This window comes from Streptomyces sp. NPDC033131 (genome assembly GCF_055578365.1).
In genome coordinates, this window is the sequence record NZ_JBVIPA010000018.1 from 73,810 (window position 1) to 93,606 (window position 19,797).

Below are 19,797 nucleotides of genomic sequence, written 5' to 3' on the forward strand. Positions count from 1 at the left end.
GTGCCCCTACCGGTGCCGATGCCGTCGTACGACCACGCGCCGGTCCCGCCGTACGACCGCGCGCCGGCACCGCTGCCGGTCCCGCCCCACGAGCCCCCGCCGTCGCCGTCGTCGTACGAACAGCCCGCCTCGGCGGCGCCCCCCGCCCCCGGACCCGGCCCTCTCGTCGTCGACCGTCGCACCCGCCAGGTCTGGGTCGGCGAGGCCCAGGTCGCCCTCACGCCGAAGGAGTTCGAACTGCTCGCGCTGCTCACCGAGGACCCCGGCGCGGTCTACTCCCGGCAGCAGATTTTGGACCGGGTCCGGGATCCGCACTACGAGGGGCCGACCAAGACCCTCGACGTCCATGTCGCCGCCCTGCGCAAGAAGTTGGGCCATCCCGCCTGGATCCAGACGCTGCGCGGCGTCGGCTTCCGGCTGGCGGTGCACGGCGAGCCGAACGAGCAGCGACGGGGCCCGACATGACCCGTCGCCTCCTGTTCAGTTACCTCACCCTCGCCGCGCTCGTCCTGCTCTGCCTGGAGATCCCGCTCGGCTTCGTGTACTCGCGGGGCGAGCGGGTGCGGGTGGTCAACGCGGCGAAGGACGAGGCCGAGTCGGTCTCCGCGTACGCGGCCCTGTCACTCGCCGCCGGCCGCGCAGAGCAGGACCTGCCCGCCCGGGTGGCCCACTGCGCCGAACGCATCGGCGGGAAACTGGTGGTCGTCGACGACACGGGCACACCGCTCGCCACCTCACACCCGCTGGCCCCGGACGCGTCCCGCGCCCTGACGTCCCGCCCCGGCATCACGGCCGCCCTGCGAGGCACCTCCACGGTGGACGTCCGCACCTCCACCATCGGCGGGGTGGAGTACCTTTCGGTCGCCGCACCCGTGGGCCAGGGCGTACGGCCGGAGGGTGCCGTATGGCTCACGCTCCCGACCCGCATGGTCCACGAACGCGTCCACCACGTATGGCTGTTGCTCGGCGTGGGCGGGCTCGGCGTCCTCACCGCCGTCACCTTCGTCGGCTTCGGCATCGCCCGCTGGACCGGCCGCCCCATCCGTGAACTGGAGCGAGCGACCCACGAGTTGGCGGGCGGAGGCCGCGTCCAACCCGTGACCGTCACCAAGGGCCCGCCCGAAGTCCGCAGCCTGGCCGCCGCGTTCAACCGCACGGCGGCCCGCCTCGCCCATCTCCTCGACTCCCAGCACGCCTTCGCCGGCGAGGCCTCGCACCAGCTGAAGACACCGCTCGCCGCGCTGCGTCTGCGTCTGCGTCTGCGTCTGGAGAACCTGGAACCGAACGTCACCGCCCGCGGCCGGGGCAGCCTCACCGCCGCCGTCACCGAGACGGACCGCCTCTCCCGCATGGTCGAGGGCCTGCTGGCCATGGCGCGACTGGAGGAACACGCGGCCACACCCGGCCCGATCGACATCGGCGCGGTCTGCGCGGAGCGCCACCGCACCTGGGCGCCGCTCTTCGACCGGCAGAACGTGTCCCTGGTCCTGTTCGCGGGCAGCGTCGGCCCGGTGCTGGCGCTGCCGGGGTCCATCGAACAGATCCTGGACAACCTCCTGTCCAACGCCCTGCGGGCCTCCCCATCCGACACCACCGTCACCATCGAACCCCGCCTCCACGTTCCCGCCCGCCGCGCCCTGCGCGACGCCCGCCCCTGCTGGGTCGACCTCCACATCACCGACGAGGGCCCCGGCATGACCCCCGACCAACGCGCCCGCGCCTTCGACCGCTTCTGGCGCGCACCGGGCGCCCCCAAGGGCGGCACGGGCCTCGGCCTCTCCCTCGTCCAGCGCCTCGCCCACGCGAGCGGCGGCGAGGCGAGCGTGCGCGCGGCGGCGACGGGCGGCCTGGACGCGGTGGTGCGGCTGCCGTCGGCGGAACCCATGACCAGCCACGCACCGGGCAGCGCCACCCAGCGAGGCCGAGAGGTGCTGGCCCTGCACGTTGCTGGTCATGTACACCGCGCCTCCGCTTCACAGCCCGTCCACAGGCAGTCCATCCCCCGCCCCTAGGGTCCGAGACCGCGCCACCCCGCCGCCGATCCGGTGGCGGGCAGGTCACGACACACCTGGAGCAAGCGTGGATCGTCGTACCCTCCTGCGTGCGGCCGTCATCGGCGGTTCCTCCGCCGCCCTCGGCGGAACCCTGTGGCGAGGCGCCGCGTACGCGGCCCCCGCCCAGCCCGGAGCCGGCCCGTACGGGGCCCTCGGCTCCCCCGACACCAACGGCATCAGGCTCCCGAGCGGCTTCACCAGCCGGGTCGTCGCCCGCTCCGGCCAAACCGTCACCGGAACGTCGTACACCTGGCACAACGCCCCCGACGGCGGCGCCTGTTACGCCGACGGCACGGGCTGGATCTACGTCTCCAACTCGGAGATCAACCCGTCGGGCGGCGCGAGCGCGGTGAAGTTCTCGTCGACGGGCACGATCACGGGCGCGTACCGCATCCTCTCCAACACCCGGCAGAACTGCGCGGGCGGCAAGACCCCGTGGAACACCTGGCTGTCCTGCGAGGAGGTGTCGTTGGGCTACGTCTACGAGACGGACCCCTGGGGCGTCCAGTCGGCCACCCGCCGCGACGCGATGGGCCGCTTCAAGCACGAGGCGGCGGCCGCGGACCCGGTGCGCAAGGTGGTCTACCTGACGGAGGACGAGACGAACGGCCGCTTCTACCGCTTCGTACCGACGACCTGGGGCAACCTCTCCTCCGGCACCCTCCAGGTCATGGTCGCCGGCACGGCCACGTCAGGCTCCTTCACCTGGGCGAACGTCCCCGACCCGGACGGCTCCCCCACCACGACCCGCACCCAGGTCTCCGGCTCGAAGTCCTTCAACGGCGGTGAGGGCTGCCACTACGCCGACGACACCGTCTGGTTCACCACGAAGGGCGACAACCGCGTCTGGCAGCTCAACCTGCTGACGAACACGTACGAGCTGGCGTACGACGACTCTCTGGTGACAGGCGGCACCGCCCCGCTCACGGGCGTCGACAACATCACCGGCGCCACCTCGGGCGACCTCTTCGTCGCGGAGGACGGCGGCACCATGGAGATCTGCGTGATCACCCCGACCGACGTGATCGCCCCCTTCCTCCGCATCGACGGCCAGTCCTCGTCGGAGATCACGGGCCCCGCGTTCTCCCCCGACGGTACGCGGCTGTACTTCTCCAGCCAGCGGGGGACGACGGGGAGCTCGTCGGGCGGGATCACGTACGAGGTGCGCGGCCCGTTCAGGACGTGACACCGCACCACGATCACGAAATGAACACATCACCCACACAATTGAGAGCCCAGCAATACGGTCATCCCCTCACGTAACACCTGAGGGGGACGCCATGACCAACCCGTACCACCACACCACTCAGCCCATCGGCCCGACCGCTTCCGGCCCCGCCCCCAAGTGGGCCCGGAAGCGGTACGTCCTGCCGGCCCTGGCCTGGACCTTCCTGATCGGGATAGGCATAGGTGCCAGCGGCGACGACAAGACGACCGATGCGAAGCCGACGGCCGCCAAACCGCAGCCGACGGTCACCGTGACGGCAACGGCCCCGGCGGAGGAGACGGCCTCACCCGAACCGGCCGGCACCGTGACCGCCACGGAAACGGTCAAGGTCAAAGTCAGGGTCAGCGTCACCCGGACGGTCACCGCACAGCCGGCGGCAGGCAGCGACGACGGTTCCTCCGACGCGGACGTCTCCTACGAGAACTGCACCGCGGTCCGAGCCGCAGGCGCCGCCCCCATCCACCGCGGCGAACCCGGCTACGCCTCCCACCTGGACCGCGACAACGACGGCGTCGCCTGCGACACCTGACCCGTCAGCCCGCTCGCCGGTTCCAGAGCTGGCCCCTGGCCTTCGCCGTGATCCTTGGTCAGTGCGGCCAGCAAGTCGGGGTCGGAGTAGACCTCGGCGGTGTGCTGCCAGGCGACGAGAAGTTGGGCCACGGAAGCGGTGTTGCCGATCGAGTCGGCGGCTCGCATGGTGTCGACCAGTTCGAGAGCAAAGGCCTGGAGATCGAACTCGGGCAGGAAGCGAACCCAGGGAAAGGCATCCGGCAGTACGCGGAGGAGTAGTTCTGTGCCTCCGGGCTCCCGGCGCGCCATCGCGGCCAGCATGCGGGTGGCGGCCGACACCACGGCCTGGTCCTGTTCGGCCCGCGCCGCGGTAGTGAGAACCAGATCCTCGCCGTCTCTGCGATGCAGGAGCAGTCTCGGTGATTCCTGGAGTCGGCCAAGCGTCTGCTTGTTCTTGTTCACCAGCTCGGAGAAGTTGACGGCTGCATTCTCGGTACCCACAACTGTGAAACTACTTCGAAGCCCGCTGTCTCGCCATCGCCCACACGGAGCACCACGGCCCGGCGAGCCGCACCGCCAGGAGCAGCGGTCGGCACGGCCGGCGCTTACGCAAAGCGGGAGCCTTCAACGCCGCGAACGGCCTCTTCCCAGGCTCCGAGCCTCGCTACGGTGGAACGCATGAAGCTCTCGCCTCTCCTCGCCCGCGAACGCTTTGTCGCGTCAGCCGTCGCCAGGCTGGCGACAGCCGACGCCCAGGGAGTGCCCCACGCCGTTCCAGTGACCTTCATCGTCCTGAACGATGTCCTGTACTTCGCGATCGACCACAAGCCCAAGAGCACGTGGGATCTTCGGCGATTGCGCAACATCAGGGAGAACCCCTCGGTGGCTGTCCTCGTGGACCACTACGCCGAGGACTGGTCCACGCTGTGGTGGGCTCGCGCCGACGGGCACGGCAACGTACTGGAGGAAGGCCAGGAGCGGGACCGTGCGGTGGGATTGTTGTGCGACAAGTACGAGCAGTACAAGGACTCCCCTCCCCAGGGTCCCGTGGTCGCCGTTCGGGTCAAGCAGTGGAGTGGCTGGGCCTTCGCATAGCCTTGCCAGGACAGCCGATCCCGAGGTGACGCACATGCCGGACCAAGACCTGCCTCCGTACCGCCGGATCGCCGACGACCTGCGGGCGGCGATCGCGACGGGAAAGCTGGTCCCTGGCGAGAAGCTGAAGTCGGAGAACGAGCTCAAGGACCAGTACGGCACCACGCGAGTCACAGTGCGCAAGGCACTGTCCCTGCTCAAAGCCGACGGACTTCTGATCAGCGAACAGGGCAGAGGCGTTTTCGTACGCCAGCAACCCACAGTGCGTTTGCAGACGACGGGCGCGAACTTCCGTGAGCGTCGATCGACCGGAATGAGCAACTTCACCGCCGAGGCGGCCGCCCAGGGTCTGCGAGCAGAGCAGCGGATCCTGTCGGTGGACAGGGTTCCCGCACCGGCCGAGGTCTCCGAACGGCTCGGCACGCCCGCTAACGCCTCGGTGATCGTTCGGCGACGCGCGTTCTTCATCGACGACGAGCCCATGCAATTGGTCGACGGGTACTACCCGGAGGAGCTCTTCGCCGGCACGCCAGTGGAGGAGTCTCGGCGTATCACGGGCGGCGTGAGCGCCCTGGTTGAGGATCCGGCCGGACCATTGAGGCAGCGCATCGTGCGCTTCGTCGAGGACCTGGAAATCCGGATGCCCACTCCCTCAGAGGTCGACGCGTTGCGTATTCCGCCCGGCGTCCCCCTGGCGAGGGTGCTGCGCAGCGCCCAAGTGGAGGATGGACGCGTGATTGAAGTGCTGGACTCACGTGTGCCGTGCGACCGCCACGCCTTCCAGTACGTCATCGACGTGCCCTGACAGCAGGCGCCGAGCCCTTTCGTACGTTTCACCCTTCGCGCCACTTGTATATCCAAGCCGCCCAGCCCTAAGCTCGTCTCAGCTTGGATATACAAGCCGAGGGAGACCTGTCGTACGTCTCCCTGATCCCCATGCCAGGCCCCGGCACCGCTGGCACGGTCCGGGGCGCGGCCGACTGTGTAGGAGTCGACTTGCATCTTGTATCACGGGTTCTGGACGGACTTATCGCTGTCCTGTCCAGGTCACGGAGACCCAGCCGAAACGATCGCGCCGCCGATGCTCAGGCAACCGCCTCCCACGAGTCGGTGCGATGTCCTTCACCGCGAGAGTGGGCGCGCATTTTGGGATGGGCCAGGCACCGCAGGGCCCCGTACCTCTGGCCGCCGGTACCGCGTGCGCGCGCCATGGACTGTACGGCTTCACCTGTCCGCGTCTATGTCCTGTCCCCGGAGGAACGGCTGCCGGCGCTGTCTGGGCAGGTGCTGCCATGACGAACGCACCGCGCATTGACGATCTCGTGAAGGACACCGCGTCCAACAAGGTCGGTAGGGTCATGGGGTTCGTCGGGCCATACGTCCAACTGAGGCCACTCGGCGGCGGCAAGGAGTGGGACGCGCGGCTGGAACATCTGGGGCCGGTCGGCACGGCGGAGGCGCTGAGCGCAGGTGTAGCCGAAGTCAATGCCCGGTCCAGGAAACGAGCGGCGGTGGCCACCGGCACAGCTGTCTCTGCGTCCGAGGCCCCGGACACGCCGTCGACCGAGTGCGCGCTCGCCAAACGGCCCGGCTACGAAGAGCTGCACAACGCGTGCCACCAGACGCACGACGTGTTCCTCCCTGGGGCAAACGGCATCCTCCTGGCGCCCGGTTGCAGTTGCCGCTGTCACACCACTGACAAAGATCTTCACGCTGATCGACAGAACGTCAGGTGAATGAGCCCTTCGATGGCGCCCAGATGCACCTGCAGGCTGGGATCGGGCCCCGCGGTGGTGGTCATCAAGAGCACCCGCACCTCCGGGTGTTCGGGGAGGAAGGGCTCGTCTTCACCGTCGTCGCCAGGAATCAGGTTGGGCTGGATCTCGATCCGCCCGTCAGGGCTGACGGCCAGGTGATAGACGCCCAGGTAGTCGCTCTCACGCTCCGTGAAGCGCCATCCGAAGCGGTCACTGACGAGCCGGACCAGCTCGTCGGCGGTGTGGGTGCTGGTTCCGTAGGTGTGGAAGTCGGTCATCGTGCGCCCGACCCTATGCCTCGAGGTCACCCGCGCAGAAGCAATGCCGAGAGGGCGGCCCCCCGCACAGGGTGCCGCCCTCTCTTCGTGCTCCGGTACCGCCGCCCATCGGTGAGGGTCGGTCGGGGACAGTCGGCGGTTCCGGCGTTCAGTGGGCCAAGGCCTCAGCGGGCCAAGGCCTCAGCAGGTCGAAGCCTCCGCGGCCAGGGCCCGTCGGGCCTACCGGTGGTCGCTTCCCGCCGACTGTGACGCCGCGCGCCCCGCCTCCAGGCGCGCCACCGGGATCCGGAACGGCGAGCAGGAGACGTAGTCCAGTCCGACCTCGTGGAAGAAGTGGACGGACTCGGGGTCGCCGCCGTGTTCGCCGCAGACGCCGAGTTTCAGGTCGGGGCGTGTCGCGCGGCCGGCCTCCGCGGCCAGCTTGACCAGGGAACCGACGCCGTCCCTGTCGATCGTCTCGAAGGGGGAGACTCCGAAGATGCCCTTCTCCAGGTACGCGGTGAAGAAGGAGGCTTCCACGTCGTCCCGGCTGAAGCCCCACACGGTCTGGGTCAGGTCGTTCGTGCCGAAGGAGAAGAACTCCGCCGCCTCGGCGATCTGACCGGCGGTCAGGGCGGCGCGCGGCAGTTCGATCATCGTGCCGATCGCCAGCTTGAGCGACGTGCCCGTGGCGGCCTCGACCTCGGCCACCACCTGGTCGGCCTCCTCGCGGACGATCTCCAGCTCCTGGACCGTGCCCACCAGCGGGATCATGATCTCGGCGCGCGGGTCGCCCTTCGCGGCCTTGCGCTCGGCCGCGGCCTCGGCGATCGCCCGTACCTGCATGGTGAACAGGCCGGGGATGACCAGGCCCAGGCGCACGCCGCGCAGGCCCAGCATCGGGTTCTGCTCGTGCAGGCGGTGGACGGCCTGGAGCAGGCGCAGTTCGTTCTCGTGGGGCTCCTGGCGGGACTCGGCCAGTGCCACGCGGACGGAGAGTTCCGTGATGTCCGGCAGGAACTCGTGCAGCGGCGGGTCCAGCAGCCGGACCGTCACCGGGAGGCCGTCCATCGCGGAGAACAGCTCCACGAAGTCCTTCTTCTGGAGGGGGAGCAGCGCCTTCAGCGACTCCTCGCGCTCGGTCTCCGTGTCGGCCAGGATGAGCCGCTCGACCAGTTCACGCCGGTCGCCGAGGAACATGTGCTCGGTACGGCACAGACCGATGCCCTGGGCGCCGAAGCGACGGGCGCGCAGCGCGTCCTCGGCGTTGTCGGCGTTGGCCCGGACACGGAGGCGGCGCTTCCGGTCAGCGAAGGCCATGATCCGGTGGACCGCCTCGACGAGTTCGTCGGCGTCGTTGGCGCCCGCGTGCATCCGGCCCTCGAAGTACTCCACCACCGGGGACGGGACGACCGGGACCTCGCCCAGGTAGACCTTGCCGGACGATCCGTCGATGGAGATCAGGTCGCCTTCCTCCACCACGTGCCCGCCCGGCACTGTCATCCGACGCCGCTTGGTGTCGACTTCCAGTTCCTCCGCGCCGCACACACAGGTCTTGCCCATGCCGCGCGCGACGACAGCCGCGTGGGACGTCTTGCCGCCGCGCGAGGTCAGGATGCCCTCGGCCGCGATCATGCCGTCGAGGTCGTCGGGGTTCGTCTCGCGGCGGACCAGGATGACCTTCTCGCCCGAACGCGACCACTTCACCGCGGTGTACGAGTCGAAGACCGCCTTGCCGACCGCCGCGCCCGGGGACGCCGCGATGCCCCGGCCGACCTTCGCCACCTTCGTGTCCTCGTCGAAGCGCGGGAACATCAGCTGGGCCAGCTGGGCGCCCGTCACGCGCTGCAGCGCCTCGGCCTCGTCGATCAGGCCCTGGTCCACGAGCTGCGTGGCGATACGGAACGCGGCTCCCGCGGTGCGCTTGCCGACGCGGGTCTGGAGCATCCACAGCTGACCGCGCTCGATGGTGAACTCGATGTCGCAGAGGTCCTTGTAGTGGTTCTCCAGCGTCTCCATGATCTGCATGAGCTGGTCGTACGACTTCTTGTCGATCGTCTCCAGCTCGGCGAGGGGGACGGTGTTGCGGATGCCCGCGACGACGTCCTCGCCCTGGGCGTTCTGGAGGTAGTCGCCGTACACGCCCTGGTGGCCCGAGGCGGGGTCACGGGTGAAGGCCACGCCCGTGCCGGAGTCGGGGCCGAGGTTGCCGAAGACCATCGAGCAGACGTTGACCGCGGTGCCCAGGTCGCCCGGGATGCGCTCCTGGCGGCGGTAGAGCTTGGCGCGGTCGGTGTTCCAGGAGTCGAAGACCGCGTGGATGGCGAGGTCCATCTGCTCGCGCGGGTCCTGCGGGAAGTCCCGGCCGGCCTCGGTCTTCACGATCCGCTTGAACTTGGTGACCAGCTTCTTCAGGTCCGCGGCTTCCAGCTCGGTGTCGACGGTGACCTTCTTGGCCGTCTTCGCCGCCTCCAGCGCGTCCTCGAAGAGGTCGCCGTCGACGCCGAGGACGGTCTTGCCGAACATCTGGATGAGGCGGCGGTAGGAGTCCCAGGCGAAGCGGTCGTCGCCGGCCTGCTTGGCCAGGCCCTGGACCGACTTGTCGGAGAGCCCGATGTTCAGGACCGTGTCCATCATGCCGGGCATGGAGAACTTGGCGCCGGAGCGGACCGAGACCAGGAGCGGGTCGTCGGCCTGGCCGAGCTTCTTGCCCATGCGCTGCTCCAGCGCGTCGAGGTGCGCACTCACCTCGTCACGCAGTGCCGCCGGCTCGTCGCCGCTGTCGAGGTAGACCTTGCACGCCTCGGTGGTGATCGTGAAGCCCGGGGGCACCGGAAGGCCCAGGTTGGTCATCTCGGCGAGGTTGGCACCCTTGCCGCCGAGGAGGTCCTTGAGCTCCTTGTTGCCCTCGGTGAAGTCGTAAACGAACTTCACGCTCTCAACGCTGGTGCCGTGCTCAGCTACCTGGGGATCTTTGTTTTCCGACACGGGTCTCGACTCCTCGAGGACGCGGTGGCTGCCCTGACGAGCAGGAACATACCCAGATCAAAGGCTTCTGGGTACGTCTACTTGCCCGTCATACGCCTGTAACCACCCGTGCGCCACCGGATCGAAAGTCGAAGCGTGGCACGCGAATACGGGCGGATGTTTTCACTTCTTGAACACAAGAGCGCTCACTTCCTCAGAATTCGGCTCACATGAGCGGCTGTGGGCCCCTCCGTTTTCGATCGATGAACGATCAAGGGGTGGCACTGAGTGCCACCCCTTGGAGAAGTGCAGTCGATCACGATCCGCTCATCTGAGCGCAACCCTTATCAGGGGTGGCGATAATCACGCTGTCACAGACGCCGGGATTTCACCATGCGGACGGGTCTTGGGAGCGAAACACGCCGGAAAAGATCGTGGTCACACCCCCAGCGCGGCCAGTCGTTCCTCCACCCGCTCCGGCGCGTACAGGTGCTCCACCACCATCGCCCCCGCCCCGACCAGCCCCGCCCGCTCCCCCAGTCGCGAGGTCACGACGTCCAGATGAGCGGTGGAGCGTGGCAGCGCCCGCTGGTAGAGCAGTTCGCGTACGCCCGTGAGGAAGGCGGTTCCGGCCAGATCCCCCGCGATCATCAGGACGCCGGGGTTCAACAGCGTCACGACCGTCGCCAGGACGTCCCCGACCTGCCGGCCCGCGTCTCGCGCGAGCGCCGCCGCCTCCGGGTGCCCGGACGCCAGCAGGTCCCGCACGTCCGAGCCGGACGCCGCCGGCACCCCCGACTCGGCCAGTCGCCGCGCCACGGCACCACCGCTGGCGACGGCGGCGAGGCAGCCGTAGGAGCCGCAGCGGCACAGCGCGTCGGCGCCCGCGGGGACCCGGATGTGGCCGAGGTCGCCCGCGCCTCCGTCGATGCCGCGGTAGATCGAGCCGTCGACCACGACTCCCGCGCCGATGCCCGTCGACACCTTCACCAGCACGAAGGCCGAGCAGTCGGCGTATCTCGTGCGCTGTTCGCCGTACGCCATGAGGTTGGCGTCGTTGTCGACCAGGACGGGGACCGGCCCGGCGCCGGAGTGTTCGGTGAAGGCCCTCGCCAGGCGGCCTCGTATGTCGTAGCCGTCCCAGCCGGGCATGATCGGCGGCTGTACGACCCGGCCGGTGTCGGTGTCGACGGGGCCCGGTACCGCGAGGCCGATGCCACAGACCTCGTCCGGCCGGTGACCGGCCTTCTCCAGGAGCTCGGCGAACCAGCGGCCGATTTCGCCGAGCACGACGTCGGGGCCGTCCTCGACGACCGGCGTGCCGCTGTGCTCGGCGAGGATCTCGCCGGTCAGCGACAGGACGGCCGCACGGGCGTGCCGGGTGTCGAGGTCGGCGGAGAGGACGACCGCGTGCGCGTCGTCGAACTCGAGGGTGATGGAGGGTCGGCCGCCGAGGGGCGAGTCGACGGGGCCGCCGGCGCCCTCGCGGAGCCAGCCCGCGCGGAAGAGGCGGTCGAGGCGGTGGCCGACGGTGGCGCGGGAGAGACCGGTGGCCTGCTGCAGGGCGCCCCGGGTGGTGGCACGGCCGCTTCGCACCAGTTCGAGCAGATCTCCGGCGCTCGCCTGACTTCCCGTTCTGCCGGTCCTGCCGGGTCGTCCGGTCATGCGCACCCCCTTGTGTTTCTCAAGCCTGCATTACATATTGAGTTTTGCGTGTTAAATAGACGTAACCCTACGGTAGCCACTACCGAACTGGTCGGCCGTACGTCTTCGGGGAGCCTTGAGTGGATCGCGCAACGCAGCTCACCGCCCGCAACACCGGGCACTTGACGCCCGTACGCACCATTACCTCACCACCCTTTACCGGGCACGGTGAGGTGCCGGGGCCTCAGGCCGTTGCATACGATCCGCCGTCCGCGACACATGCGCCGCCGACGGCAAGTTCCCTGCACGTCAGGGCCGCCCGGGTGCTGGAAGGCAACTGGACCGGCACCTCCACGGTGCCCTCGCACGGCCTGTACCCGCACCAGTGGTCCTGGGACTCGGCGTTCATCGCGATCGGCCTGCGCCACCTGTCGCCGTTACGTGCACAGACGGAGCTGACGACGCTGCTCGACGCCCAGTGGAGCGACGGGCGGATCCCGCACATCGTCTTCAACCCCTCCGTCCCGCTCGACGCGTACTTCCCGAGCCCCGACTTCTGGCGCTCCTCGACCGCGGGGCGCGCTGCGGGCGCCCCGCGCACCGTACAGACCTCGGGCATCGTGCAGCCACCGGTGCACGCGCTGGCCGCGTGGCTGGTGCACTGCGCGGACCCGGGGCTGTCGCGGGCGCGTGGCTTCCTCGCCGCGGTGTATCCGCGGCTCGCCGCCTGGCACCGGTATCTGCTGCACCGGCGGGACCTGGGCGCGGGGTCGCTGGCGTCCGTCGTGCACCCCTGGGAACAGGGTATGGACAACAGCCCCTGCTGGGACGCCCCGCTGAGCAGGATCACACCGGCTCCCGCCCGTTCCTTCCGCCGCGCCGACCTGGACCACGGGGCGCCGGAGGACCGGCCGACGGACCTGGACTACGGGCGGTACGTGCGGCTGGCGAGCGACTACCGGGACGGCGGGTACGCCGACGGGGCCGGCGAGTTCGCCGTCGAGGACCCCGCGTTCAACGCCCTGCTCATCGCCTCCGAGCACGCTCTCGCGCGGATCGCGCAGGAACTGGGCGCCACCGGGACGGCCCGGCACGCGCGGGCCGAGCGGCTGACGGCGGCGCTGATCGACCGGCTGTGGGATCCGGCGGAGGGGATGTTCTTCTGCCGGGACGTGCGGGGCGGGGGGCTGATCCGCGAGCGCAGTGTCTCCGGGATCGTTCCGCTGCTGCTGCCCGGTCTGCCGCGGGAGACCTCGGCCGCGCTCGTGCGCACGCTGGGCGGGACGCACTTCGGGCTCGGTGACTCGACCCGCCTGGTCCCGAGCTACGACCTGCTCGGCGAGGCCTTCGACCCGCACCGCTACTGGCGCGGCCCGGCCTGGTTCAACACCGGCTGGCTGGTGGAGCGCGGGCTGCGCACGCACGGCGAACAGGGGCGGGCCGACGCCCTGCGCCGAGCCGTCCTGGACACCGCCGACACCTCCGACTTCGCGGAGTACGTCGACCCGTACACCGGTGAGGCCTGCGGGGCGACCGGCTTCAGCTGGACCGCCGCGCTCACGCTCGACCTGCTGCACACCGGCCCGGGGGACGACATGGCCCCCACGGGCATCCGGACGTTCGAGATGAGTGACAGGGGAGGAGACCGGGGATGACGGACCGGCATCATCTGCTCGTGCACGGCCAGACGTTCGCCGCCGTGGGCGACGGCGGGGACATCAGCGGCGTACGGGGCGGCAGTTCCCCGGACGGGTTGTTCGTGCGGGACGCCCGGCATCTGAGCCGGTGGCAGCTCACCGTGGACGGCGCGGTGCCCGAGGCGCTGTCGCCGGTCGCCGACGGGGACACCGCGCGCTGTGTGCTGGTGCCGCGCGGCGGACGCCAGGAGCCGCCCGCGTACACGCTCTTCCGTGAACAGGCCGTCGGTGACGGCTCGTTCGTCGAGTCCCTGCGGGTGACGAGCAACCGCCCGGTGCCGACGACGGTCCGGCTCGCGGTGACCGCGGACGCCGACTTCACCGACCAGTTCGAACTGCGCTCCGACCACCGTACGTACGCGAAAATAGGAGCGACCCGCTCCCGTCAAGTCCTCGACGACGGTGTGGAGTTCGCCTATCAGCGCGGCGAGTGGCGGTCCTGTACGACGGTGACGGCCGAGCCCGCCCCGGACGGCGTCGAGGAGACCGGCACCGGCGCCCGGCGCCTCGTGTGGACCCTGGATCTCGAACCGCACGGCACGGCCGAGCTGATACTGCGCGTGATGGCACGGCCGCACGGCGACAAGCGGGCGCTGCGCGTACCGCGCTCCCCGGCCGCCCTGAACGACCAACTCCTGGCGATGGAAGGCGAGTTCGTGGAGGGCGTGGCCTTCCCGACCGGCTGGCCGGAGCTGGCCGCGGCCTGTGCGCGCGGGCTCGCCGATCTCGCCTCGCTCCAGGTGCCGGCGACCGGCCCGGACGGCGAGGAGCTGCGCGTACCGGCGGCGGGTGCCCCCTGGTTCCTGACCCTGCTGGGCCGGGACGCCCTGCTGACCTCGCTGTTCGCGCTGCCCTACCGGCCCCGGCCGGCCGCCGCCACGCTGCTGGCGCTCGCCGCGGCCCAGGCGACGGAGACCGGCCCGGAGTCGGTCTCCCAGCCCGGCAAGATCGTGCACGAGGTGCGGCACGGCGAGCTGGCGCACTTCGGGCAGGTGCCGTACGGCCGTTACTACGGCTCGGTGGACGCCACCCCGCTGTTCCTCGTGCTGCTCGGCGCGTACGTCGAGGACACCGGGGACACGGACCTGGCCCGCCGCCTGGAGCCCCACGCCCGTGCGGCGATCGGCTGGATGCTGGACCACGGCGGGCTGACCTCGCGCGGCTATCTGGTCTACCGCGCCGACCAGGGCGGCCTCTCCAACCAGAACTGGAAGGACTCCCCCGGCGCGATCTGCTCGGCCGACGGCAGCCGCGCGAGCGGCCCGGTGATGGCGGCGGGCGCCCAGGGCTACGCGTACGACGCGCTGCGCCGCACCGCGTCGCTGGCGCGCACGGCGTGGGACGACCAGGTGTACGCGGCCCTGCTGGAGCAGGCCGCCGCGGATCTGCGCGACCGCTTCCAGCGCGACTTCTGGATGCCGGAGCACTCCTTCCCGGCTCTCGCGCTGGACGGCGAGGGCCGCCAGGTGGACGCGCTGGCCTCGGACGCCGGGCATCTGCTGTGGTCGGGGCTGCTGGACAAGGAGTACGGCGAGGTCGTCGGGCGGCGCCTGCTCGAAGCCGACTTCTTCTCCGGCTGGGGGGTGCGCACGCTGGCCGCGGGGCAGCCGGCGTTCCACCCGTTGTCCTACCACCGGGGTTCGGTGTGGCCGCACGACAACGCGCTGATCGCGCTGGGCCTGGCCCGCTACGGCCTGCACGACGAGGCCCGTACGGTCGCGCACGGCCTGGTCGACGCGGCGACGGCGACCGGGCACCGGCTGCCGGAGGTCCTCGCGGGCTACGGCCGGGACACGCACGCGGAGCCGGTGCCGTATCCGCACGCGTGCGTGCGGGAGTCGCGGTCGGCGGCGGCGCCGCTGGCGCTGCTCACGGCGGTCGGAGGCGCGTAGCAGGGGCCCGCGGGCCGCGTGGCCGGACCGGCCGCGAGGCGGTTGGTGCGGCGTTTGCCCGGTGTTTGCCGAGCTCTGGGCGAAGCGGCTGAACACCGGACGGAGGCGAACCGTACGGGAATGCGGCGGATCCGAGGACGCATGTCGGACCCGCCGTATCACCGGGCTTCGTACGGGAGGACCTTCGGGTGTCGACAGAGCTGACCGAGCCGGCCGAGGCGACGGGCGAAGCCGTACCCGACGAGGAGACCACCCCCGCCACGCTCCGGGCCCGCCTGGCCCGCCGGCGCGGCCTGCGCACCCGGCACCCCGCCGTCGCCCGGGCCCTGTCCTGGACGGTCACCGCTCTCGCCGCCGTCCTGGTCTTCGGCGCCCTGCTGCTGCCGAACAGGGTCGGCGCGCTGGAGTACAACCGGTTCACACGCCTGCCGGTGGAGGCGATCCTCGGAGCGGTCGTGGTGCTCGCGCTGCCGCGCCGGCCGCGGATGATCGTGGCGGCGCTGTGCGGGGTGCTCCTCGGGGCGCTGACCGTGCTGAACCTGCTCGACATGGGGTTCATCGAGTACCTGGGCCGGGGCTTCAACCTGATCCTCGACTGGGGACTGCTGGACGACGCCCTGGCGTACGTCGAGGACTCGATGGGCAAGGCGACGGCCGTGGGCGCGACGGTCGGCGCGGCCGTCCTCGTGGTGCTGCTGCTCGTCGTGACGGCGTTGGCGACGATCCGGCTGAGCAACCTGCTGGCGCGCGACCGCCAGAGCGGCACCCGGGCCACCCTGATCGCGGGCACCGTCTGGATCACCTGCTCCGCTCTGGGCCTCCAGGTCGACGGCATGCCGATCGCCTCCGACCGGGCCGGCGGCGCGCTGAAGATCCAGGCGCGGCGGGTGCAGGACACGCTCCGGGACGAGGCCGCGTTCGCGAAGGAGGCGAAGGCCGACACCTTCGGCGGCACGCCCGGCAGCCAGTTGCTGCCCGATCTGCGCGGCAAGGACGTCATCTTCACGTTCATCGAGAGCTACGGCCGCAGCGCGATCGAGGACCCGAAGATCGCGCCGGGTGTCGTCAGGACACTGGACGCGAGCACCGAGGCCCTGGCGAAGGCCGGGTTCCACGCGAAGAGCGGCTGGATGACGTCGGCGACCTACGGCGGCAGCAGCTGGCTCGGCCACTCCACCACCATGTCGGGTCTGTGGATCGACAACCAGCAGCGCTACCGCACGGTCATGTCCGGCGACCACCTGAGCCTCACCAAGGCCTTCCAGAAGACCGGCCACTGGGACACCGTCGGGATCATGCCCGGCGTGCAGAAGGCCTGGCCGGAGGGGAGCTTCTACGGCCTCGACAAGATCTACGACGCCTTCCAGCTGGGCTACCGGGGCCCGAAGTTCAGCTGGTCGACGATGCCGGACCAGTACGCGCTGGAGGCCTTCCAGCGTCTGGTGCACGGCAGGAAGCGCGACAAGCCGCTGATGTCGGAGATCATCCTGACGTCCAGCCACCAGCCGTGGGCGCCGATCCCGAAGCTGGTCGACTGGGACGAGCTCGGCGACGGCTCGGTCTTCGGCCCCATCCAGAAGGCCGGCCTCGACCCCTCGGACGTCCTCACGGACTCGGCCCGCTCCCAGCAGGAGTACGGCAGGTCCGTCCAGTACTCCGTCACCAGCCTCACCCAGTGGCTGGAGCGCTACGGCACCGACGACACCGTCCTCGTCTTCCTCGGCGACCACCAGCCCATCGCCCGGGTCAGCGGCGCGGGCGCCAGCCGTGACGTGCCCGTCTCGATCGTCGCGAAGGACCCGAAGGTCCTCGACAAGATCGCCGCCTGGAACTGGACGGACGGACTGAAGCCCGCCAAGGACGCGCCGGTGTGGAAGATGAGTGCGTTCCGGGACCGGTTCCTGACGGCGTACGGGTCGACGCCGCACCCGTCCGAGGACTGATCCTTCTCACCGGGTTCAGCCGCCGGACGTGTCCAGTTCCGCGTCCTCGCCGATCCCCGCGCAGTCGTACGGGTCCTTCAGCCAGCCGTCCGGCAGCACCACGCGGTTGTTGCCGGAGGTACGGCCGCGGGGGCCGTCGGCGCCGGTGGGCCAGGGCTGGTCGAGGTCCAGCTCGTCGAGGCCGGTGCGGAGTGCGGCCAGCGAGGAGGTGATGGCGAGGCGCTTGCGCATGTCGGAGCCGACCGCGAAGCCCTTCAGGTACCAGGCGACGTGCTTGCGGAAGTCGATGACCCCGCGGGCCTCGTCGCCGATCCACTCGCCGAGCAGGGTGGCGTGGCGGACCATGACGTCGGCGACCTCGCGCAGTGAGGGGCGCGCGATGTCCTCGGTACGTCCCTCGAAGGCCGCCACCAGGTCCGCGAACAGCCACGGCCGGCCGAGGCAGCCGCGCCCCACGACCACTCCGTCACAGCCGGTCTCGCGCACCATCCGCAGCGCGTCCTCGGCCGACCAGATGTCGCCGTTGCCGAGCACGGGGATCTCCGGCACGTGTTCCTTGAGGCGGGCGATGGCGTCCCAGTCGGCCGTGCCGCCGTAGTGCTGGGCGGCGGTGCGGCCGTGCAGGGCGATGGAGGTGACGCCCTCCTCGACGGCGATGCGGCCGGCGTCGAGGAAGGTGATGTGGTCGTCGTCGATGCCCTTGCGCATCTTCATCGTCACCGGCAGGTCGCCGGCGCCGCTGACGGCCTCGCGCAGGATCGCCCGCAGCAGGTTGCGCTTGTACGGAAGGGCGGAGCCGCCGCCCTTGCGGGTCACCTTCGGGACCGGGCAGCCGAAGTTCAGGTCGATGTGGTCGGCGAGGTCCTCCTCCGCGATCATGCGGACGGCCTTGCCGACGGTCGCCGGGTCGACGCCGTACAGCTGGATCGAGCGCGGCGTCTCGGTCGCGTCGAAGCGGATCAGCTGCATGGTCTTCTCGTTGCGCTCGACCAGCGCCCGGGTCGTGATCATCTCGCTCACGAACAGGCCCTTGCCGCCGCTGAACTCCCGGCACAGGGTGCGGAAGGGCGCGTTGGTGATCCCGGCCATGGGGGCGAGGACGACGGGCGGCCGGACGGCGTGCGGGCCGATCTGGAGAGGGGAGGCGGGCGTGGACATTCCCCCATTGTCGCGTACGGCGGCACGTGCCCGGGCGCACGGGGAGGCAACCCTGCGGCAGTCGTTAGTTAGACGCACTATTGATATCGGCGTACGCTGGAACGCATGCCCGAGCTCAGCCACCGTCGACGCATGCTCGTCCTCGCGATCTGCTGCATGAGCCTGCTGATCGTGAGCCTCGACAACACCGCCCTGAACGTCGCCCTGCCGTCCATGCAGAGGGAGTTGCACGCCAGTACGGCGGGCCTGCAGTGGACCATCGACGGCTACACCCTGGTCATCGCCTCCCTGCTGATGCTCGCCGGATCCACCGCCGACCGGATCGGCCGCAAACGGGTGTTCATGGCGGGCCTGATCGTCTTCACCCTCGGCTCGGCCCTGTGCTCCGTCGCCCCGAACCTGGAGATGCTGGTCGCCTTCCGCATGGTGCAGGCGGTGGGCGGTTCCATGCTCAACCCGGTCGCCATGTCGATCATCACGAACACGTTCACGGACCCGCGCGAGCGGGCGCGGGCGATCGGTGCGTGGGGTGCGGTGGTCGGCATCTCCATGGCGGCGGGCCCGCTGGTCGGAGGGCTGCTGGTGGAGTCCGTCGGCTGGCGGTCGATCTTCTGGGTCAATCTGCCGGTGGGGCTCGCCGCTCTGCTGCTCACGCTGCGCTACGTCTCCGAGTCCCGCGCGCCCAAGGCCCGGCGGCCCGACCCGGTCGGCCAGGTCATGGTGATCGCCCTGTTCGCCTCCCTGACCTACGCGATCATCGAGGCGCCGAACGCCGGGTTCACCGCGGTCCTGCCGTTCGCCGCGCTGGCGGTGGCCGCGCTGGCGGGACTCCTGTGGTACGAGCCCCGGCGCGACGAACCCCTCATCGACCTGCGGTTCTTCCGGTCGGCGCCGTTCAGCGGGGCGACGGTGATCGCGGTCGCCGGGTTCGCCGGGCTGGGCGGGTTCCTGTTCCTGTCGACGCTGTACCTGCAGAACGTACGGGGGCTGGACGCGTTGCACGCGGGGCTGTGGATGCTGCCGATGGCCGTACCGACGTTCCTGTGCGCGCCGTTGTCGGGGCGTCTGGTGGGCAGCCGGGGCCCGCGGCTGCCGCTGCTGATCGCGGGGGTCGCGATGACGACGAGCGGGCTGTTGTTCGCCGCCTTCGACGCGGAGGCGTCCGACGTCACGCTGCTCCTCGGGTACGTGCTGTTCGGGGTGGGCTTCGGTTTCGTGAACGCGCCGATCACCAACACGGCGGTGTCGGGCATGCCGCGCAGTCAGGCGGGGGTCGCGGCGGCCATCGCCTCCACCAGTCGGCAACTCGGCCAGACCCTGGGCGTCGCGGTGGTCGGCGCGGTCCTGGCGGCGGGCGTGACCGTCTCGTCGTACCGCGACACCTTCGTCTCCGCGGCCGTCCCCGGCTGGTGGATCCTCGCCGGATGCGGCCTGGTGGTCCTCGTCCTGGGCGCCGCGACCACCGGAACATGGGCCCGACGGACGGCCGAGCGGACCGCGGAGCGGCTGGAGGCGACGGACGTCCGGGATGCGGCGAGCGTCAGCGCCTGAGCAACGCGAGCCGGACGCCGAGGGCTGAAGTACTCTCCGCACGG

At 70.5% G+C, this 19,797-nt stretch carries 16 protein-coding genes; 11 read left to right on the forward strand and 5 right to left on the reverse strand.

Annotated features, from left to right (window positions below):
- From ACZ5XS_RS23300 to ACZ5XS_RS23315, 4 genes are all read left to right on the forward strand, one after another.
- On the forward strand, positions 1 to 465 hold the full coding sequence (locus tag ACZ5XS_RS23300; RefSeq protein WP_468654193.1) for a winged helix-turn-helix domain-containing protein: 465 nt from the start codon (positions 1 to 3) through the stop codon (positions 463 to 465).
- Positions 462 to 2,012: a sensor histidine kinase gene (locus ACZ5XS_RS23305; RefSeq protein WP_468654194.1), complete on the forward strand. Its 1,551-nt coding sequence runs from the start codon at positions 462 to 464 to the stop codon at positions 2,010 to 2,012. Before ACZ5XS_RS23300 ends, ACZ5XS_RS23305 begins: the two co-directional genes overlap by 4 nt.
- Before the next feature lie 67 nt (positions 2,013 to 2,079).
- The gene (locus ACZ5XS_RS23310) at positions 2,080 to 3,240 is read left to right on the forward strand and encodes an alkaline phosphatase PhoX (protein WP_468654195.1); all 1,161 of its coding nucleotides are present in this window, start codon (positions 2,080 to 2,082) and stop codon (positions 3,238 to 3,240) included.
- A gap of 94 nt (positions 3,241 to 3,334) precedes the next feature.
- Positions 3,335 to 3,811: an excalibur calcium-binding domain-containing protein gene (locus ACZ5XS_RS23315; RefSeq protein ID WP_468654196.1), complete on the forward strand. Its 477-nt coding sequence runs from the start codon at positions 3,335 to 3,337 to the stop codon at positions 3,809 to 3,811.
- Here the strand turns inward: ACZ5XS_RS23315 and ACZ5XS_RS23320 are convergent.
- On the reverse strand, positions 3,760 to 4,293 hold the full coding sequence (locus ACZ5XS_RS23320; protein WP_468654197.1) for a hypothetical protein: 534 nt from the start codon (positions 4,291 to 4,293) through the stop codon (positions 3,760 to 3,762). The genes ACZ5XS_RS23315 and ACZ5XS_RS23320 overlap by 52 nt on opposite strands.
- A 177-nt stretch (positions 4,294 to 4,470) precedes the next feature.
- On the opposite strand from ACZ5XS_RS23320, the gene ACZ5XS_RS23325 reads away from it, so the two are divergent.
- The 3 genes from ACZ5XS_RS23325 (at position 4,471) to ACZ5XS_RS23335 (ending at position 6,623) form a co-directional block, all read left to right on the forward strand.
- Positions 4,471 to 4,887: a TIGR03668 family PPOX class F420-dependent oxidoreductase gene (locus tag ACZ5XS_RS23325; protein ID WP_468654198.1), complete on the forward strand. Its 417-nt coding sequence runs from the start codon at positions 4,471 to 4,473 to the stop codon at positions 4,885 to 4,887.
- 34 nt (positions 4,888 to 4,921) lie between these two features.
- Entirely contained in the window at positions 4,922 to 5,692 is a 771-nt protein-coding gene (locus ACZ5XS_RS23330) for a GntR family transcriptional regulator (protein WP_468654200.1), read from the forward strand.
- 487 nt (positions 5,693 to 6,179) lie between these two features.
- Positions 6,180 to 6,623: a hypothetical protein gene (locus ACZ5XS_RS23335; RefSeq protein ID WP_468654202.1), complete on the forward strand. Its 444-nt coding sequence runs from the start codon at positions 6,180 to 6,182 to the stop codon at positions 6,621 to 6,623.
- On the opposite strand, the gene ACZ5XS_RS23340 is transcribed toward ACZ5XS_RS23335, so the two are convergent.
- From ACZ5XS_RS23340 to ACZ5XS_RS23350, 3 genes are all read right to left on the reverse strand, one after another.
- Entirely contained in the window at positions 6,596 to 6,922 is a 327-nt protein-coding gene (locus tag ACZ5XS_RS23340; protein WP_468654204.1) for a hypothetical protein, read from the reverse strand. The genes ACZ5XS_RS23335 and ACZ5XS_RS23340 overlap by 28 nt on opposite strands.
- A 219-nt stretch (positions 6,923 to 7,141) precedes the next feature.
- Positions 7,142 to 9,889: a pyruvate, phosphate dikinase gene (gene ppdK / locus ACZ5XS_RS23345; protein ID WP_468654206.1), complete on the reverse strand. Its 2,748-nt coding sequence runs from the start codon at positions 9,887 to 9,889 to the stop codon at positions 7,142 to 7,144.
- A gap of 417 nt (positions 9,890 to 10,306) precedes the next feature.
- Complete coding sequence (locus ACZ5XS_RS23350; RefSeq protein ID WP_468654208.1) at positions 10,307 to 11,533, reverse strand: ROK family protein; 1,227 nt, start codon at positions 11,531 to 11,533, stop codon at positions 10,307 to 10,309.
- 119 nt (positions 11,534 to 11,652) lie between these two features.
- Here ACZ5XS_RS23350 and ACZ5XS_RS23355 point away from each other — a divergent pair, with 119 nt between their 5' ends.
- The 3 genes from ACZ5XS_RS23355 to ACZ5XS_RS23365 all read left to right on the forward strand — a co-directional run bounded on the left by ACZ5XS_RS23355 (position 11,653) and on the right by ACZ5XS_RS23365 (position 17,044).
- Complete coding sequence (locus tag ACZ5XS_RS23355) at positions 11,653 to 13,167, forward strand: MGH1-like glycoside hydrolase domain-containing protein (protein WP_468654210.1); 1,515 nt, start codon at positions 11,653 to 11,655, stop codon at positions 13,165 to 13,167.
- A complete protein-coding gene (locus tag ACZ5XS_RS23360) occupies positions 13,164 to 15,101 on the forward strand; it encodes an amylo-alpha-1,6-glucosidase (RefSeq protein WP_468654212.1) in 1,938 nt (645 codons plus the stop codon). Before ACZ5XS_RS23355 ends, ACZ5XS_RS23360 begins: the two co-directional genes overlap by 4 nt.
- A gap of 188 nt (positions 15,102 to 15,289) precedes the next feature.
- Positions 15,290 to 17,044, forward strand: coding sequence for an alkaline phosphatase family protein (locus tag ACZ5XS_RS23365; RefSeq protein WP_468654214.1), 1,755 nt, complete (start codon positions 15,290 to 15,292; stop codon positions 17,042 to 17,044).
- Positions 17,045 to 17,059: 15 nt separating this feature from the next.
- On the opposite strand, the gene dusB is transcribed toward ACZ5XS_RS23365, so the two are convergent.
- Positions 17,060 to 18,202, reverse strand: a complete 1,143-nt coding sequence (gene dusB / locus ACZ5XS_RS23370) for a tRNA dihydrouridine synthase DusB (RefSeq protein ID WP_468654216.1) — start codon at positions 18,200 to 18,202, stop codon at positions 17,060 to 17,062.
- Positions 18,203 to 18,307: 105 nt separating this feature from the next.
- Here dusB and ACZ5XS_RS23375 point away from each other — a divergent pair, with 105 nt between their 5' ends.
- Positions 18,308 to 19,753 (forward strand): MFS transporter, encoded by a 1,446-nt coding sequence (locus ACZ5XS_RS23375; RefSeq protein ID WP_468654218.1) that lies wholly within the window; start codon positions 18,308 to 18,310, stop codon positions 19,751 to 19,753.
- Positions 19,754 to 19,797: the final 44 nt, after the last annotated feature.